The 16,528-nt window shown below is 78.2% G+C and carries 14 protein-coding genes; 6 read left to right on the plus strand and 8 right to left on the minus strand.

Annotation, left to right across the window (positions count from 1 at the left end):
- Positions 1 to 10 precede the first annotated feature (10 nt).
- Complete coding sequence (locus BMY88_RS02330) at positions 11 to 1,141, plus strand: glycerate kinase (RefSeq protein WP_091939667.1); 1,131 nt, start codon at positions 11 to 13, stop codon at positions 1,139 to 1,141.
- 79 nt (positions 1,142 to 1,220) lie between these two features.
- Here the strand turns inward: BMY88_RS02330 and BMY88_RS02335 are convergent, their stop codons facing one another.
- The 4 genes from BMY88_RS02335 to BMY88_RS02350 all read right to left on the minus strand — a co-directional run bounded on the left by BMY88_RS02335 (position 1,221) and on the right by BMY88_RS02350 (position 5,166).
- Complete coding sequence (locus BMY88_RS02335) at positions 1,221 to 2,552, minus strand: CoA transferase (protein ID WP_091939669.1); 1,332 nt, start codon at positions 2,550 to 2,552, stop codon at positions 1,221 to 1,223.
- Positions 2,549 to 3,526, minus strand: coding sequence for a GlxA family transcriptional regulator (locus tag BMY88_RS02340; protein ID WP_211435428.1), 978 nt, complete (start codon positions 3,524 to 3,526; stop codon positions 2,549 to 2,551). The genes BMY88_RS02335 and BMY88_RS02340 overlap by 4 nt, the downstream gene beginning before the upstream one ends.
- Positions 3,523 to 4,242, minus strand: coding sequence for a maleylpyruvate isomerase family mycothiol-dependent enzyme (locus BMY88_RS02345; RefSeq protein WP_170860914.1), 720 nt, complete (start codon positions 4,240 to 4,242; stop codon positions 3,523 to 3,525). Before BMY88_RS02345 ends, BMY88_RS02340 begins: the two co-directional genes overlap by 4 nt.
- Positions 4,243 to 4,368: 126 nt before the next feature.
- Positions 4,369 to 5,166, minus strand: a complete 798-nt coding sequence (locus BMY88_RS02350; RefSeq protein ID WP_211435429.1) for a class I SAM-dependent methyltransferase — start codon at positions 5,164 to 5,166, stop codon at positions 4,369 to 4,371.
- A 155-nt stretch (positions 5,167 to 5,321) separates the two neighbouring features.
- On the opposite strand from BMY88_RS02350, the gene BMY88_RS02355 reads away from it, so the two are divergent.
- The 4 genes from BMY88_RS02355 (at position 5,322) to BMY88_RS02370 (ending at position 9,834) form a co-directional block, all read left to right on the plus strand.
- Positions 5,322 to 5,708 (plus strand): DUF6394 family protein, encoded by a 387-nt coding sequence (locus tag BMY88_RS02355; protein WP_091939673.1) that lies wholly within the window; start codon positions 5,322 to 5,324, stop codon positions 5,706 to 5,708.
- An 11-nt stretch (positions 5,709 to 5,719) separates the two neighbouring features.
- Positions 5,720 to 7,537, plus strand: coding sequence for a potassium channel family protein (locus BMY88_RS02360; RefSeq protein WP_244524412.1), 1,818 nt, complete (start codon positions 5,720 to 5,722; stop codon positions 7,535 to 7,537).
- A gap of 151 nt (positions 7,538 to 7,688) precedes the next feature.
- Positions 7,689 to 9,395 carry a protein kinase domain-containing protein gene (locus BMY88_RS02365; protein WP_244524413.1) on the plus strand — a complete coding sequence of 569 codons (1,707 nt, stop codon included), beginning with the start codon at positions 7,689 to 7,691 and terminating at the stop codon, positions 9,393 to 9,395.
- A gap of 37 nt (positions 9,396 to 9,432) precedes the next feature.
- On the plus strand, positions 9,433 to 9,834 hold the full coding sequence (locus BMY88_RS02370) for a DUF6221 family protein (RefSeq protein ID WP_244524414.1): 402 nt from the start codon (positions 9,433 to 9,435) through the stop codon (positions 9,832 to 9,834).
- A gap of 213 nt (positions 9,835 to 10,047) precedes the next feature.
- Here BMY88_RS02370 and BMY88_RS02375 read toward each other — a convergent pair whose 3' ends face one another.
- From BMY88_RS02375 to BMY88_RS02385, 3 genes are all read right to left on the minus strand, one after another.
- Entirely contained in the window at positions 10,048 to 11,211 is a 1,164-nt protein-coding gene (locus tag BMY88_RS02375; RefSeq protein ID WP_091939675.1) for an MFS transporter, read from the minus strand.
- A 282-nt stretch (positions 11,212 to 11,493) separates the two neighbouring features.
- On the minus strand, positions 11,494 to 11,691 hold the full coding sequence (locus BMY88_RS02380) for an antitoxin (RefSeq protein ID WP_091940015.1): 198 nt from the start codon (positions 11,689 to 11,691) through the stop codon (positions 11,494 to 11,496).
- 100 nt (positions 11,692 to 11,791) lie between these two features.
- Positions 11,792 to 12,166, minus strand: coding sequence for a VOC family protein (locus BMY88_RS02385; RefSeq protein ID WP_091939677.1), 375 nt, complete (start codon positions 12,164 to 12,166; stop codon positions 11,792 to 11,794).
- 224 nt (positions 12,167 to 12,390) lie between these two features.
- On the opposite strand from BMY88_RS02385, the gene BMY88_RS02390 reads away from it, so the two are divergent.
- Positions 12,391 to 13,605 (plus strand): NAD(P)/FAD-dependent oxidoreductase, encoded by a 1,215-nt coding sequence (locus BMY88_RS02390; RefSeq protein ID WP_091939679.1) that lies wholly within the window; start codon positions 12,391 to 12,393, stop codon positions 13,603 to 13,605.
- Between the two features lie 3 nt (positions 13,606 to 13,608).
- Here the strand turns inward: BMY88_RS02390 and BMY88_RS02395 are convergent, their stop codons facing one another.
- On the minus strand, positions 13,609 to 16,413 hold the full coding sequence (locus BMY88_RS02395) for a helix-turn-helix transcriptional regulator (RefSeq protein ID WP_091939681.1): 2,805 nt from the start codon (positions 16,411 to 16,413) through the stop codon (positions 13,609 to 13,611).
- Between the last annotated feature and the right edge of the window lie 115 nt (positions 16,414 to 16,528).

The raw sequence follows: 16,528 nt of genomic DNA on the forward strand, positions 1-16,528 counted from the left end.
GGCTGGGGGCATGGCACGCGTGCGGGTGGTCGTCGCCCCGGACTCGTTCAAGGGGTCGCTGACCGCCGCCGAGGCCGCCGCCGCCCTGGCCCGCGGGCTGCGCCGGGGCGCGCCCGAGGTCGAGGTGGTCGAGCACCCGGTGGCCGACGGCGGCGAGGGCACAGTCGACCTCGTGCTGCGGTCGGGCTTCGCGCCGGTTCCCGCGCGCGTGCCCGGGCCGCTGGGGAGGCCGGTGGCGGCGGTGTTCGCCGTCCGCGGGGGGACCGCCGTCGTGGAGATGGCGGCCGCGGCCGGGCTCGGCCTGCTGCCGGGGCGGCCGGACGACGGAACCGCCCGCGCCGCCTCGACCGCGGGCGTGGGCCGCCTGGTGGCCGCCGCCCTGGACGCCGGCGCGCGCCGGATCGTGCTCGGCATCGGCGGCAGCGCCACCACCGACGGCGGTGCGGGGGCGGTCGGCGCGCTGGGCGCCCGGCTGCTGGCCGCCGGGGGGACGCCGCTGGGCCCCGGCGGGGCGGGGCTGGCGGACCTCGACCGCCTCGACCTCGCCGGGCTCGACCCGCGGCTTCCCGGGGTCGAGCTGCTCGTGGCCTGCGACGTGGACAACCCGCTCACCGGACCGGCCGGCGCGGCCGCGGTCTACGGGCCGCAGAAGGGCGCCGGCCCGGGGACCGTGGCGCTGCTGGACCGCGCGCTGACCCGCTGGGCCGACGTCGTCGCGGCCACCACCGGCAGCGACCTGCGCGACCTGCCGGGGGCGGGCGCGGCCGGCGGGCTGGGCTTCGGCGCGGCGGCGCTGCTGGGCGCGCGGATCGTGCCGGGCGCGGCCTTCCTGCTGGAGCTGACCGGTTTCGCCGACGCGGTGCGCGGCGCCGACCTGGTGGTCGTCGGCGAGGGGCGGCTGGACGCGCAGAGCCTGCGCGGCAAGGGGCCGGTGGGCGTCGCGGCGGCCGCCCGCGCGGCAGGAGCCGAGGTGGTCGCGGTGGCCGGGCGCTGCGACCTGCGCGATCCCGCGGCCGCGGGGCTCTCCGCCGTCCACGAGCTGCGCGACCTCGAACCCGATCCGGCGCGCAGCATGCGCCGGGCGGCGGAACTGCTGGAGGCCGTCGGCGAGCGCATCGCGGCCTACCGCCTCGGGGGGTGAGCCGCGCGAGCGACCGGGCAGCCGGGCCACGGCGCGGCTCTCCGGGCGGCCGACCGGCTCGACGTGCCGCCGCGGTCGCTCAGGGGCCGGCGAGCCAGGCCGGCTCGGCGGGCAGGGCGGCGTGCGTCCACGGCGGGCATCCCGGCGGGCCGACGACGGTGAGCGGGCCGCCGTCCGCGGGCAGGTCCACGAGGTAGGGCGCGGGATCCGGCTCGTCCCCCGGCCGGTCGGGACGGCGCCCGGCGGCGAGCAGCCGCGCCGCGGTGCGGGCAAGCGCCAGCTCGGCCGACCAGGTGCCGCCCTCGGCGCGCCGGCGGGCGAGCGCGCGCAGGGCGGCGGCCGCGGCGAGGTGGCCGGTGGCGTGGTCGAGCACCTGGGCGGGCAGCGCGCCGGGCGCCCCGGGGCCGCCGCACGCGGTCGCGATCCCGGTCGCGGCCTGCACGAGGGAGTCGAAGCCGCGCCGCCGTCCCCACGGGCCGTCGGTGCCCCACGCCGACAGCCGGACGACCACCAGGTGCGGATGCCGGACCGCGAGCTCCGCCGGGTCCAGGCCGAGCGCCTCCAGGGCGCCGGGCCGGTACCCCAGGAGGACGACGTCGGCGGCGGCCAGCAGCTCCTCGGCCGTCGCCCGCCCGCTGTGCGTGGCCAGGTCGAGCACCGCGGTGCGCTGCCCGGAGCCGGTGTCGGCGAGCGTGCCGGGGTCCTCGGGCAGCCGCGGGCTCTCCAGCCGCAGCACGTCGGCGCCGTGGGCGGCCAGCGTGCGGGCGGCGACCGGACCGGCGATCACCCGGGTGAGGGCGAGCACCCGCGGGCGGGCGGCGTCGCGCGCCGGTGCCTCCCCGATCCGGTCCAGCCCGAGCAGCGGGAGGCCGGCGACCGCCCGGCCCGGCGGCGAGCCGGCCCACTCCGCCTCGGTGCGGACGGCGGCCGCCGCGCCGCCTGCCGCGACCACCGCCTCCTCCAGCTCGACGGCGGCCAGGGCGGCCGCCGTCGCGTCCGGGTCGTCCTCCCCGAGCACGGACAGGACGGCGGCGCGGTGGTGCGGGTAGTTGGCGTGCAACCGCACCCACCCGTCGGCGGTGCGCCAGAACCGCGACATCGGCGCGAACCCGGGCCCGACCGGGCGGTCGCCACGGCGCACGAACCGCTCGCTGCGGACCGCGAGCCCGACGTGCCGGGCGTCCAGCTCCACCGGGGCCCTGTCGTCGATGGATCCCGCGCCGCGCCACTCCCGCGCGGCCAGCAGTTGCGCGGCGACGGCGGCCAGCGCCAGCTCCTCGGCGGCCAGCGGCCCGGCCAGCCCGGTGGACCCCTGCACGGTCACCGGCGCGTGCGGACCGCCGCCCAGCGCCGCCCACGCCTCGTCGAACAGGGGGTCGACGAACAGCGTGTCGCCGGGCGGCTCGTTCATGCCGACTGCCGTACCACCGGCGGGCCGGCGAACGTGCGCCGGTAGGCCAGCGGCGTCGTCCCGAGCTTGGTGAAGTGGGAGCGCAGCACCGCCCCGGTGCCCCAGCCGACCTCGGCGGCGATCGCGTCGACCGGCAGGGCGGTCGTCTCCAGCAGCTCCTGCGCCCGCTGCAGCCGCATGCGGGCCACCCAGGCCGCGGGGGTCGTTCCGCAGGTCTCGGCGAAGCGGCGGGCCAGCGTCCGGGGGGAGACCAGCGCCCGGCGCGCCAGCCGCTCCACGGAGAGGTCCTCGGCCAGGTGTTCCAGCGCCCACTCCTGCAGGGCGGCCACGTCGTCGTCGGCCGCGCGGGGGAGCGGGGTGGCGACGTACTGGGCCTGGCCGCCGTCACGGTGCGGCGGCACGACCATCCGCCGGGCGATCCGCGCGGCGACGGTCGCCCCGTGGGCCTGCCGCACCAGGTGCAGGCAGGCGTCGATGCCGGCGGCGGTGCCGGCGCTGGTGACCACCGCGCCGTCGTCGACGTAGAGGACGTCGGGGTCGACCCGCGCCCGCGGGTAGCGCCGCGCGAGCTCGGCGGTGTTCATCCAGTGCGTGGTGCAGGGGCGGCCGTCGAGCAGCCCGGCCTCGGCGAGCACGAACGCGGCGCTGCAGATCGACAGCACCCGGGCGCCGCGCGCGACGGTCTCCCGCAGCAGCGCGACGACGGCCGCGGGCGCCGGCTGCCCCAGGGGCCGCGCGGGGACGGCGACCAGGTCGGCCCGGGCCGCGCGGTCCAGCCCGTCGGCGACGTCGAGCCCGAACCCCATCGACGTCGGCACGCGCCCGGGGTGCTCGGTGACGACGGCGAAGTCGAACGCCGGCACGCCGTCGCCGGTGCGGTCGATGCCGAACACCTCGCACAGCACGCTCAGCTCGAACGGCGACACCCCGGGCAGGGCGACGGCGACGACCGAGCGCAGCGGGTAGCCGCTCACGGGACCACCGCCTCGGCGAGGAGGGCCGCCGCCGCGGCGCGGTCGCCGGTCACGGTGAGGCGCCCGTCGCCGACGCCGTCGTCCAGGCCCAGCCGGCGCCACAGCAGCAGGGCGAGGGCGGCCTCGTCGCCGGTGACCTCCGCGACCGGCGCCGGGCCGAGCACCCAGCTGCCCGACGGCGCCGTGAGCCGCAGCCCGGCGACCGGCGGCGGCATCCGGCCGAGGGCGACCTGCCGCGGCTGCATGGTGTCCAGGACCTCGGCGACGCAGTCGGCGGCGATCCCGGGGTCGACGGGCGCCTCCCGGCCCAGGGCCGCGGCGAGGTCGAGGCGGTGCACGAGCGTCTCGTGCAGCTGCCGGCGGGTCCACCAGCCCGCGGTGCCGGGGCCGGTCAGCGTGACGCAGGGCCGCGCCGGGTCGGCGAGGGCGTCGCGCAGCTCCGCGGCGGCGGCCGGATAGTCCCCGGCGGTGGTGGCCCGCCACGCCGGCCGCATGTCGGGCAGCTCGCCGGCGGGGTCGGTGCGGGTCGCCTGCGCGGCCCACCGGTGGACGGCGGCGAGGTGCCGCACGAGCACGCCGACCGTCCAGTCCCCGCACGCCGGCACCGGGAGGTCGGCCGGGGCGCCGGCGGCCAGCGCGGCGACGGCACCCTGCTCGGCGGCGAGCGCGGCGAGGCGCTCGTGGTGGTCGAGGGCAGGCGGCCGGGTGGTCTCCACGCCACGAGCATGCCGACCCGCCGGCCGCCCGCCCAGTGTCGCGTCTGCCGTGCTGCATCGTTTTCCTGCCATCGGCGGCCGCCGGAGGATCCGGCGGCGGGCTCGGGCCGGGGGTCGGGCCGGGGATCAGGCCGGGCGCGAGGCCGTGACGACGTGCGCCGTCAGGTCCCCGCGGACGGGGCCCTCGCCGAGCAGCGCGGTCATCCGGTCGGCGATCGCGTCGGTCAGCTCGCCCAGGGGGCCGTGCAGCTCGAGGGCGAAGCGCAGCGGGGTGCCGAGGCAGAAGCCCTCGGCCAGCGACCGGGCCGACGGCGCCTCGCCGGTCAGGGTCAGGGTGGTCAGGTCCTGGACGGCGAGGGAGCCCGCGGCGACGTCGACGGCGATGGTCGCGGGGTCGGCGTAGCCGTGGGGCACGCGCTCGATGAACTGCGGCGTCTGCTCGGGCAGCACCTCGGCCAGGGCGGTCACCAGCGCGGCCGGGAACGTCGACCGCGCCACGTCGTCCCAGGCGGTGAACAGCAGCGTCCCGCCGGGGGCGAGGACGCGGGCGACCTCGGCGAAGGCGCCGGGCTTGTCGGGGACGAACATGACGCCGAACGAGCACGCCACGAGGTCCACCGAGCCGTCGGGGACGCCGAGGTCCAGGGCATCGGCGGCGCGCCACTCGACGTCCGGGACGCGCTCGGCCCCGGCGGCGACCATGGCCGGGTTGAGGTCGGTGGCCAGGATCGCCGCGTCGGGCAGCGCGGCCCGCAGCCGGCGGGTCCCGATCCCCGTGCCGGCCGCCACCTCCAGCACGCGCGCGGGGCGCAGGGCCGCCGCGCGGCCGGCCAGTTCCCGGGCGAAGGGCTCGAACAGGGCGGCGCCCAGGTGCCGGTCGTAGACGGCGGGCATGGACTCCAGCCAGGTGGCCTCGGTGGTCATGGGGCGCAGCGTGGCCCTGCCCGGTCGCCCACACCAGGGCCCCGCCGTCCCCCACCCGGAGGACGCCGCGGCCGTCGACCGGCGGGAGACCGGCGTCGGCGCTAGCGTCGGCCACCGTCGGGCCAGGTCAGGGTGGGAGTCAGGGCGGGAGGCGGATGAACCTCGAGAAGGTGGTCTTCGGGTTCTTCGTGCTGCTCGCCGCCACGCTGAACTTCGGGTTCTTCATCGGCGACATCGACGACCCCGCGCTGCACAACCCGTGGGAGCTGTACGCCGCGGTGGTGGTCAACCTCATCGCCACGGTCCTGAAGTTCGGCGACCGCACGCAGATCGGCGCCGTCCACCTGGCCACCAGCCTCGTCGCCGACCTGCAGCTGATCACCGCGACGGTCGTCTACGTCTACGCCGAGCAGGTCAGCAGCGCGGGGCTCGACGCGGAGGCCACCGCGAGCGTCGTCTCGCTCTCGGGCGGCGCGCTGCTGGCCAACGTGGTCTCGCTGGTGCTGCTCGTCGTCGAGACCGTGTCGTTCCAGCGACGCTGACGGCGGCCGGCGTGAGCGGGGTGCTGCGGGCCTTCTGGCGGCTGTTCGCCGGCTCGGGCCAGGGGCCGGCCGCCCCGGCGCCGCGGCGGATGCGGCGGCGGCAGCGGGTGGTCACGCGGTCGCAGGAGTCGGGCGCGGTGTTCGTCGTCCTGCGCCGGCTCCGGGCGCCGCTGATCACGCTGATCCTGGTGTTCACGATCAGCGTCGTCGGCCTGAGCCTCGTCCCGGGTCAGGACGCCGCGGGCCGGCCGGCGCGGATGAGCGTCTTCGACGCGTTCTACTTCATGAGCTACACCGCGACGACGATCGGCTTCGGGGAGCTGCCGAACGAGTTCACCTACGCGCAGCGGATGTGGGTCACCGGCGCGATCTACCTGACCGTCGTCGGGTGGGCGTACGCGATCGGCTCGGTCCTGACCCTGCTGCAGGACCGCGCGTTCCGGCGGGCGCTGATCACCGGGCACGTCACCCGGAAGGTGGCGCGGCTGCGGGAGCCCTTCCTGCTGATGGCCGGCTACGGGCAGACCGGCGAGATGCTCGGGGACTCCTTCGACGCGCTGGGGCGCCGGTTCACCGTCGTCGACCTCGACGCGACCCGCATCGACGCGCTGGAGCTCAACACCTCGCACGCCGACGTGCCGGGCCTGGTCGGCGACGCCCGGGACCTGCACGACCTCGTCGTCGCCGGGCTGGACCACCCGTGGTGCGAGGGCGTCGTCGCGCTCACCAGCGACGACCAGGCGAACCTGGCCGTGGTGATCAGCGCCGCGCTGCTGCGCCCGGAGCTGCCGGTCGTCGCCCGGACGACGTCGGGCGTGGTCGCCGAGCGGATGCGCGCCTTCGGCTCGCCCACGGTGATCAACCCCTTCGACCGCTTCGGCGACCGGCTGCGGCTGGCCCTGCGCGCGCCGTCGTCCTACCAGCTGACCACCTGGCTGGAGACCGGGCCCGGCGCCGAGCTCCCGGAGCGGCGGCCGGCGCCCGCGCCCGGCCGCTGGGTGGTCGCCGGCTACGGCACCTTCGGCCGGCACTTCGCCACCGACCTGCGGGCCGAGGGCCTGGAGGTCGTGACGATCGACCGGCGGCCCGCCCCGGGGGAGGAGGGGCCGACGGTCGTCGGGGACGCCTCCGACCCCGACGTCCTCGCCGCGGCGGGGCTCGTGGGCGCCGTCGGCTTCGTCGCCGGCAGCGACGACGACATCACCAACATGTCGTTGGTGGCCGAGGCGCGGAGGGTGGCGCCCGGCGTCTTCGTCGCGGCCCGGCAGAACGCCCCGACCAGCGCCGCCCTGTTCGCGGCGCTGGAGGTCGACGCGCTGCTGGTGCCCACGGCCGTCGTCGCACACGAGGCGTACGCGCAGCTGTCGACCCCCCTGCTGTGGCGGTTCCTGCGCGGGCTGCTGGACCGGGACGACGCCTGGGCCGCCGCGGTCACCGACCGGCTGGTCGAGCAGTGCGGGCGGCACCTGGACCCGCTGTGGAAGGTGCGGCTGGACGACACCGAGGCGCCGTCGCTGACCAGCTGGCTGGCCGAGGGCCGGCTGCGGCTCGGCGACCTGCTGCGCAGCCCGGTGGACCGGGACCGCCGGCTGGCCGCGGTGCCCCTGGTGGTGCGCCAGGGCGAGGAGCACCTGCTCGCACCCGGCGACGACGTCGTCCTGCGGCCCGGGGACGAGCTCCTGCTCGCCGGGCGGCCCGCGGTGCGCCGCGCGCTGGAGGCGACGCTGCTGGACGACGCCATCCCGGAGTACCTCGTCAGCGGGCGGCGGGTCCCGTCGGGCTGGCTGTGGCGGAAGGTGAGCCGGCAGGTACCCGCGGCCTCCGGCTGAGGCCCCCCGGCCTCCGGCTGAGGACCCCCGGCCCCCGCCCCCGGCCCGCGCCGCGACGCGCCGATCCGGGATCGGGGTGTGGCGTTCACCCGAACGGGGGACTCAGCGGGGAGCGGGAGCAGCCCGCGCATCGAGGGCGAGGGTGATCAGCGTGTCGACCGGCGAGGGGGAACGCCGGCTCCTGGGGGGCCGGTACGCACTCGAGGAGCGGATCGCCACGGGGGGAATGGGAGAGGTCTGGCGCGGACGGGACGTCGTCCTGCAGCGGGCGGTCGCGGTGAAGGTGCTGCGCAGCGAGTTCGCCGACGACCCCACCTTCATCCAGCGGTTCCGGGCCGAGGCGCGCAACGCCGCGTCGCTCAGCCACCCGAACATCGCCGCCGTCCTGGACTACGGCGAGGCGTCGCCCGACGAGGCCGGCGAGCACCTGGCCTACCTGGTCATGGAACTGGTCGACGGGGCGCCGCTGTCGGCCCGGCTCTCCGCGGACGGGCCGATGGAGCCGCAGGCCGCGCTGTCGGTGCTGCGGCAGACCGCCGCCGGCCTCGCCGAGGCGCACCGGCACGGCGTCGTCCACCGGGACGTGAAGCCGGCGAACATCCTGGTGCGGGCCGACGGCGCGGTGAAGCTGACCGACTTCGGCATCGCCCGGTCCACCGACAGCGTGCACCTGACCCGGACCGGGCAGGTGATCGGCACCGCCCAGTACATGTCGCCGGAGCAGGCGAAGGGGGAGCCGGCCACGCCCGCCAGCGACGTGTACGCGCTCGGGCTGGTCGGCTACGAGTCCCTGACGGGGCACGCGGCCTTCGCCGGCGACAACCCGGTGACGGTGGCGCTCAAGCACGTGGTCGAGGACCCGGAGCCGCTGCCGGCCGACCTGCCCCACGAGGTCCGGGACCTCATCGACTCGGCGCTGGTCAAGGACCCGCAGGACCGGGTCCCCGACGGGGGCGCGTTCCTCGACGCCGTCCAGGAGACGCTCGACCACGGGCAGGCGCCCGGCGGCACCGCGGCCTACACCCGACCGGTCCGCGTCCTCGCCGGCGCGAGCGCGCTCCGTGCACCCGGGACGCAGCAGGGGCGGCGCGCGCTGTCGGTGCTGCTGCCGCTGCTCGCCCTGCTGCTGGTGGCCGGGTCGCTGGCGTTCGTGCTCGGCGGAGGCGGCGGCGGAGGCGGCGGGGACGAGGACACGGTGGCCCAGGGGCCGTCCGCAGCCGCGGACCAGGGAGTGCTGCTGGCCGCGGCCGACCACGTGGGCCGCGAGTACGAGGACGTCGCCGGCGAGCTGGGGTCCCTCGGCCTCGACGTCGTCCGCGTGGACGAGGTGACGGCCGAGCACCCCGCCGGCACGGTCCTCGCCGTGAGCCCGGTCGGCACCCGCCTGGACGAGGGGGACGAGGTGCGCGTCACCGTCGCCGTCGCGCCGGCCGAGGAGGCGTTGCCGGAGGCGTCCGACGCGCCGGCCGGCCCGGCCGGGCAGCAGGTCGTCGTCGGGACCGGTTCACCGGCGGCGGGGTCCGCCGAGGCCCCGTCCGGCGGGCCGGGCACGACCGCCCCGGGCACGACCGCCCCGACCGGGCCCGGCGTCCCGGGCGCGACGCCGTCGGACCCGGCGACCACGCCCATCGATCCGGGCAGCACGCCCTCCGATCCCGGGACGACGCCGGCGGATCCGGGGACGTCCGCTCCCTCCGGCACGCCGTCCGAGCCCGCCCCCTCCCAGCCCACCCCCGCCGAGCCCACGGCGTCGGAGCCGGCCCCGACGGAGCCGACGGAGCCTCCCGCTCCCGAACCCGGCCCAACCGGGACGGTCGATGCGGACACCGCACCCGAGGGGGTCGTCGGTGCCGGCTGAGCACGCGAGACTCGGGCCGATCCAGGAGGAGGTCGCCATGAGCGCGATGGAGACGGGCTCGGGGCTGGAGCCGGACATGCAACCGCGCCTGGACGAGTTCCTGCTGGCCCGAATCGCCGAGGACAAGCGGGTCGCGGCGCAGGCGGGCGACCGGTGGCCGGCGGGCGGACTCGGGGAGCGGGTGCCGGCCGGGGTGCGCGAGCACGTCGCCCGGCACGATCCGCAGGCGGTGCTCGCGGACTGCGCGGCCCGCTGGCGGCTGGTGCTGGCCTGTCGCGACCTGCGCCCCGAGGTGGCGTTCGTGGGATCGCGGCAGACCGGGATGGCCGACTTCCCGGTGCCGCCGGCCGACGCGCACCAGCTCGCGGCCCTCACGCTGGCACTGCTCGCGCTGCCCTATGCCGACCACCCCGACTACCGCCAGGAGTGGCGCCCCTGATCGACGCCCCGGCCCGGAGCACCGGCCGGCGATGCCGGCGGACGCTCACCGGCTGTCGTCGTAGGGGTCCTGGACGGGCAGCCACCGGCGCGCCAACGGCCCGATCACCCGCGCGATCACGGGCACAGCCCACAACACGAGACGCCGCACCATTGCGGTCCCTCCGTCGACAGGTTCACGACGGGCCCTCCCGGGCGCCCCTCCATCCTCCGCTCAGCGGCGGGGAAGGGCCAGCGCGGTCACCAGGCCCGCCGCGACGACGGCGGTGCTCACCCCGAACGCCACCTGGTAGGAGAACGCGTCGGTCAGCCAGCCCGCCGCGAGCGGTCCGACCACCGCGCCCAGGTCCGCCGACATCTGGAAGACCGCCACGACGCGTCCGCCGCGCGCCGGGCTGACGTCACCCACCAGCGCCGCCGGCACGCTCGCCAGCAGCGACGCGGCCAGCCCGTAGCCGGCCATCGACAGCAGGAACACCCAGGTCACCGGCGGCAGCACGAGCAGCGCCATCGACGCCGTGCCCAGGGCCGCGCCGAGCACGAGGGAGGGCCGCCGTCCCCACGTGTCGGCCAGCCGGCCCGAGCGCAGCAGCCCCAGCGCCTGCGCGGCCGACCCGGCGAGGAACCCGGCGCCGGCCCACGCCGCGCCCCGGCCCAGCTCCTCGGTCACGTACAGCGGCACCAGCGAGTTGCGGACGCCGAACAGCACCCAGCCGACCCCCAGGTTGGCGACGAGCGCCGCGATGTACACCCGCGAGCGCAGCGCCCTGCGGAGGCGCACGGGCCCCCGCTCGAGGTCCGGGGCCGCCCCCGCCACCCCCGCGCCGGGCACCCCCGCGGGCGTCCGCAGCAGCACCAGGGCCACGGCTCCGGCGGCCAGGAGCGCCACGGCGTACAGGAGGAACGGGAGCCGCGGCGAGAGCTGGGTCAGCAGCCCGCCGGCCGCCGGCCCGGCGATACCGCCGAGGATGAACCCGCCCTGGTAGGTGGCGGCGGCGCGCCCCCGATGCGTGGGCGGGGAGACCCGCAGCAGCAACGCCAGCGAGGCGACGGTGAACATCGCGCTGCCGATCCCGCCCGTCGCGCGCAACGCGAGGAAGACCGGGAACGACCCGGCCAGCCCGGCCAGGCCGGTGGTGACGGCGACGACGACCAGCCCGGTGGCCAGCACGGCCCGCTCGCCGAAGCGCTCGACCAGCGAGCCGCCGGAGAAGGCGGAGACGAACCGGAAGAACGCGAACGCGCTCACCGCCAGGCCGACCGCGGTGGTGCCGACGCCGAAGTCGCGGGCGAACAGGGGGATGGCGGGCGCGACGATGCCGAAGCCGAGCGCGACCACGAAGGCCACGACCGCCAGGACGCGCACCTCGCGGGGCATGACGGTGCGGGCACCGTTGCGCTCCGGGAGCTCGGCCCCGGAAGCGCGTCTCCGGGGCCGTCGCACGAGGGCCGATGCTCGCACGCGCCGCCGGGCCCGCGGAGGGCAGGCGCGGGTCAGCGGGCGGGCAGCCGCACGCCCGGCCGCCGGCCGGTACCCGTCAGCCCGATCCCCTCGGGGTGGTCATCGCCGTCGCCGAAGCGTGCGGCGGCGGAGCCGGCGAGCGGGCACAGCCCGGGCCGGCGGGTGGGTGCGCGGAGGAACCCACCCGCCGGGGGCCGGTCAGGCGCCGCCGGAGTCCCGCTGCCCGAGGAACTCGTCGGCCTTGTCGCCGGCCGTGTCGGTGTGCTTGTCGTACTTCCCGCCGGTCTTGTCGTCGGCGAACTCCTCGCCGCGCTCCAGGGCCGAGTCGCTCAGCTTCTCGCCCTTCTCGCTGTCCAGGGCCTTCTTCGCCTTGTCCCCGAGTCCACCCAGCTCCATGTCGTGCTCCTCGTCGTCGGTGCGATCCCCGTCCCCGGTGCCGGTACCCGGGAGCGCCGCCACCACACCGCGCGTCTCGACGGGGGCCCGCCGCCTGGCGTCATCCGCCGTACGGGCGGGTGATGATCTCGAGGAAGTGGCCGTCGGGGTCGGGCCAGTAGACGCCGCGGCCGCCGTCGTTCGTGTTGATCTCCCCGGGTCGGCGGCGGGCGGGATCGGCCCAGAAGGGCAGCCCCGCCGCGCGGATGCGGGCCAGGATCTCGTCGAACTCCTGCTCGGTGACGAGGAACGCGTAGTGCTGGGGATGGACGGTCTCCGACCCGATGAAGTCGAGGGACACCCCGTTGTCGAGCTCCACCACCGCGAACGGGCCGTAGGTGGTGGGCGCCGGCCGGCCCAGCACCTCGGCCAGGAACGCGGCGGAGGCCTGCTCGTCCCGGGCGGCGACGATCGTGTGGTTCAGCTGGACGGCCATGTCGGCGCTCCTCCCGCGGCGGGCGGTCGCCGCGAGCACAGCACATCCGCGGCGCCGCCGGGGAGCCCCTCCCGCGCGCCGTGGGGCCCGGGGACGGCGGCATGGGGGACAACGGCCCTGGGGGCGCCGTACCGGGGGCCGGGAGCATGACGGGACGGCCACTGCGGTGCACGCGGTCCGTGTCGAGGGCCGCGGTCGTCCCCACCGCTGCCGAGGAGGTCGACATGGACGACGGATACGACGCGATCGTGGTGGGCGCCCGGTGCGCGGGCTCCCCGACGGCGATGCTGCTGGCCCGCTCGGGGCACCGGGTGCTGCTGGTGGACCGGGCCACGTTCCCCAGCGACACCGTGTCCACCCTGATGATCCACGCCCCCGGCGTCGCGGCGCTGCGGCGGTGGGGCCTGCTGGACGCCGTCACCGCGAGCGGCTGCCCGCCCATCGACAGGTACACGTTCGACTTCGGCGCGTTCACCATCGCCGGCACGCCGCGGCCCTGCGAGGGTGGGTCGACCGCCTACGCGCCGCGCCGCACCCACCTGGACCGGGTCCTGGTCGAGGCGGCGGTCGCGGCGGGGGCGGAGCTGCGGGAGCGCGTCACGGTCGAGGACGTCCTCCGCGACGACGACGGCGCGGTCGCCGGCATCGTCGGCCACGGCCCCGGCGGTCGCCCGGTGCGGGAGCGGGCGCGGGTCGTGATCGGCGCCGACGGCCGGTCCTCCCGCGTGGCGAGGGCGGTCGGCGCGGAGGAGTACATGGACCGGCCCCGGCTGATGTGGTCGGCCTACACCTACTGGACCGGGCTGCCCGTCGACGCGTTCGGCACGGTGGCGCGGCCCGGCCGGGGGTGGGCCTCCCTCCCCACGAGCGACGGGCTCACCCTGGTCGTCGTCGGCTGGCCGTACGCCGAGGCGGCGGCGGTCAAGGCCGACCTCGAGCGCCACTACCTCGACTCGTTCGAGCTCGCGCCCGCGTTCGCCGAGCGGGTCCGCGCCGCCACGCGGGTGGACCGGTTCAGCGGCGCGGCCGTGCCCAACACCTTCCGCGCGACCGGGGGCCCCGGCTGGGCCCTGGTGGGCGACGCCGGCTACGTGAAGGACCCGATCACGGCCCAGGGGATCAGCGACGCACTCCGCGACGCCGAACTGTGCGCGGCGGCCGTGGACCAGGGCCTGCGGGGCGAGGCATCGCTCGCCGACGCGCTCGGCCGGTACCAGTTCGAACGCGACACCCGGTCGCTGCCGATGTACGGGTTCACCACGGGCCTGGCCACCCTGGAGCCGCCCGCGCCGGAGGTCGCGCAGCTGCTGGCCGCGGTCTCGCGCGACCAGGCGGCGATGGACGACTTCGTGAGCATGACCGCGGGCACGCTCTCCCCGGAGGAGTTCTTCTCGCCCGAGCACATCGGCCCGATCCTGAGCGCCGCCGGCCGGGGGTGAGGGTCAGCCGGACCCGCCGAGCCGCTCGGCCAGCTCGGCCCGGGAGCCGACGCCCAGCTTCAGGTAGACGTGCCGCAGGTGGTACTCGACGGTCTTGGGGCTGAGGAACAGCGCCGCCGCCGCCTGCTTCGTCGTCCGCCCGGAGGCGAGCAGTCGGGCGATCTGCTGCTCCTGCGGGGTGAGGGCCTGCAGGGGGCTGGCGGCGCGGCGGGCGGCCGTCGCACCGGTCGCGCGCAGCTCGGCCGCGGCCCGGTCCGCCCAGGGGCCGGCGCCCAGCGACTCGAAGGCCGCCAGGGCGTCGCCCAGCGGTCCGCGGGCGTCGGCCCGGCGCCGCGCCCGGCGCAGCCGCGCGCCGAACGCCAGCTGGGTCCGGGCGGTCTCGAAGACGTCCGGCGTCCGCGCGTGCAGGGCCAGGGCCTCGCCGAAGCGGCCGTCGAGGTCGGCGTCGTCGGCGACGAGCCCGGCCGCCCGGGCCGCCCGGGCCATCGCCCACGGCTGTCCCTTGCGGGCGGCGCGGGCGGAGTGGTCGGGCACGAGCGCGGCCGCCGCCTCCGGCCGGCCGGCCCCGACCAGGGCCTCCACCAGCTCGGGAACGGGGGAGAGGTCGACGTCGTCGACGCCCTGCTCGACCAGCAGCGCCCTCAGGCGCTCGAGTGCGTCGACGGCGGCAGCGGTCCGGCCCGCCCCCAGTTCGAGCTCGCCCAGCGCCCACAGCGACCACGCGGTGAACACGCCCAGGTGCCGCTGCGTGCAGATCGACCGCGCCTCCTCGGCGTGCGCCCGGCAGGCGGCGTCGCGGCCCTGCCGGGCCTCCAGCCAGGCCAGGCCGGCCAGGCAGATCGCCAGGTCGGCGACCTGGCCGGCCTCCCGCGCCAGGGCGATGCCCTCGGCGTAGGCGACCTCGGCCTCGGCCCACGCATCGGTGGTGGCGCAGTCGCGCGCCACGAGGAAGAGCAGCAGCGGCAGCCGCCCGATGTCGGTCCGGCGGCGCAGCTCCTCGACGACGGCGGGCACGACGTCCCGCCCCGTCGCCCGCTCGCGCAGGAACAGCGGGCCCAGCACCAGCAGCGGGGCGAGCCGGGGGTCGCGGGGCAGTGCCCCGTCGGGAGTCGCCGCCAGGAGCGCCCGCCGGATGCGGTCGGCACCGCCCCGCCCGGTCAGGACGCCGGCCACGCCGGTGGCCATCGTGGCCACCCACTCGGCGGTCGGGCCGACGGTGCCGAGCAGCCGGTCCAGCCGGGCGGCGGCCGCGGCCAGCGTCGCCGTGTCGCCGAGCAGGAAGCAGGCGAGGACGGCGTCGGCCAGCAGCAGGACCGCCGCGTCGGGGTCGGTCGCGGTGGCCTCGTCGCCGGCGGCCAGGAGGACGTCGCGGGCCTCCTCGACCGCTCCGGTCCGCGTGGCCACGGTGCCGCGCAGCGCCGCGATCCGGATGCGCAGCGCCGGGCTCAGCGGCAGCCCGTCGACCGCGGCGAGCAGGGCGGCCGCCGAGCCGGCGGTGCCCGCCTGCTCGGCCGACTCCGCCGCGACGACCAGCCGCTCGGCCCGGTCGGCCGGGTCGGGGCTGAGCCGGGCGGCCCGCTCGGCGGCGTCCGCCGCGACCGCGTAGGCGCTGCGCTCCCGGGCGCGTGCCGCCGCGGCGGCCAGGGCGGCGGCGGCCTGCTCGTCCGGGCCGAGGGCCGCCTCGGCCAGGTGCCAGGCCCGCCGGTCGGCGGCCGCGTCCCCGCCGTTCCCGTCGCTGCCGTTCCCATCCCCGTTCCCATCCCCGTCCCCGTCGCCGTCCCCGTCGCGGCCGGCCAGCGCGGCGGCCAGCGCCCGGTGCACCGCGCGCCGCTGCCCGGGGGTGGCCTCGGTGTAGACGGCGGAGCGGACCAGACCGTGGCGGAAGGCGGGGCCACCACCGGACATGGTGAGCAGCCCGGCCGCCTCCGCCTCCTCCAGGGCGGCCGCCGAGGTGCCGAGCGCCCGGCAGGCGCGGTCGACGGGGGCCAGGTCGCCGCCGGCGGTCGCGGCGACCAGCAGCGCGGTGCGTGCCGGCCCGGACAGGCGGTCGGCCCGCAGCGCGAACGCGCGGGCCAGCGACGCCGGCACAGGCACCGGCGCCGCGGGGAGCAGCGCCTCCAGACCCAGGCCGCCCGCGCCGAGCTCGGCCAGCGCCAGCGGATTGCCGCCGGTGGCCGCGTGCAGCCGCGCGACCACGTCGCCGGCCAGCCGGGAGCCGGCCGCGCCCAGCAGGGGCGGCACGGCCTCCAGCGGCACGCCGGCCACGGCCAGGACCGGGAGGCCGGCCTCGGTGAGGGCGCACGGCTCCCCGTCGCGGACGGCGGCCAGCAGCACCACCGGGTCGGCCGACAGCCGCCGCGCCGCGAACGCCAGCGCCTGCGCCGAGGGCTGGTCCAGCAGGTGGGCGTCGTCCACGATCGCCGCCAGCGGGGCGTCCTCGGCCGCCCGGCTGAGCAGGCTCAGCGTGGCCGCCCCCACCGCGAAGCGGTCGCCGGCGGGGCCGGGCCGCAGCGCCAGCGCCGCCGCCAGCGCGGCGGCCTGCGGCGCCGGGATCCGGTCCAGGTGGCCCAGCACCGGCCGCAGCACCTGCGACAGCGCGCCGAAGCCGATCCCGGTCTCCGACGCCGTCCCGGTCGCGCGGAGCACCTGCATGCCGGACGCCGACGCGACCTCGTCGGCGTCCGCCAGCAGCACGGACTTGCCGATGCCGGCCTCCCCGACCAGCACGAGCGCGGCGCCCTGGCCCACCCGCGCGCCGGCGACGAGGCCGTGCAGCAGGGCGCGCTCGCGGTCGCGGCCGACCAGCATCCGCCGAGTCTAGGGAGGAACCAGGGGGGTGCCCTGATGCGGCGGCGCGGTGCGGGGGACGAGCGTCGTCGACGTCCGGACGGCCGTCCGGTCCACCGCGCGAACCGCCTCCAGG

This window comes from Trujillonella endophytica, assembly GCF_900110555.1.
GTDB classification, from domain to species: Bacteria; Actinomycetota; Actinomycetes; order Mycobacteriales; family Geodermatophilaceae; genus Trujillonella; species Trujillonella endophytica.

What these genes read in the sequence shown, in the direction of transcription:
- BMY88_RS02390 (WP_091939679.1), top strand. Translation starts at nt 12,391, where the DNA reads ATGGACGACGGATACGACGCGATCGTGGTGGGCGCCCGGTGCGCGGGC.
- BMY88_RS02370 (WP_244524414.1), top strand. Translation starts at nt 9,433, where the DNA reads ATGAGCGCGATGGAGACGGGCTCGGGGCTGGAGCCGGACATGCAACCG.
- BMY88_RS02355 (WP_091939673.1), top strand. Translation starts at nt 5,322, where the DNA reads ATGAACCTCGAGAAGGTGGTCTTCGGGTTCTTCGTGCTGCTCGCCGCC.
- BMY88_RS02395 (WP_091939681.1), bottom strand. Translation starts at nt 16,413, where the DNA reads ATGCTGGTCGGCCGCGACCGCGAGCGCGCCCTGCTGCACGGCCTCGTC.
- BMY88_RS02385 (WP_091939677.1), bottom strand. Translation starts at nt 12,166, where the DNA reads ATGGCCGTCCAGCTGAACCACACGATCGTCGCCGCCCGGGACGAGCAG.
- BMY88_RS02335 (WP_091939669.1), bottom strand. Translation starts at nt 2,552, where the DNA reads ATGAACGAGCCGCCCGGCGACACGCTGTTCGTCGACCCCCTGTTCGAC.
- BMY88_RS02380 (WP_091940015.1), bottom strand. Translation starts at nt 11,691, where the DNA reads ATGGAGCTGGGTGGACTCGGGGACAAGGCGAAGAAGGCCCTGGACAGC.
- BMY88_RS02330 (WP_091939667.1), top strand. Translation starts at nt 11, where the DNA reads ATGGCACGCGTGCGGGTGGTCGTCGCCCCGGACTCGTTCAAGGGGTCG.
- BMY88_RS02375 (WP_091939675.1), bottom strand. Translation starts at nt 11,211, where the DNA reads ATGCCCCGCGAGGTGCGCGTCCTGGCGGTCGTGGCCTTCGTGGTCGCG.
- BMY88_RS02350 (WP_211435429.1), bottom strand. Translation starts at nt 5,166, where the DNA reads ATGACCACCGAGGCCACCTGGCTGGAGTCCATGCCCGCCGTCTACGAC.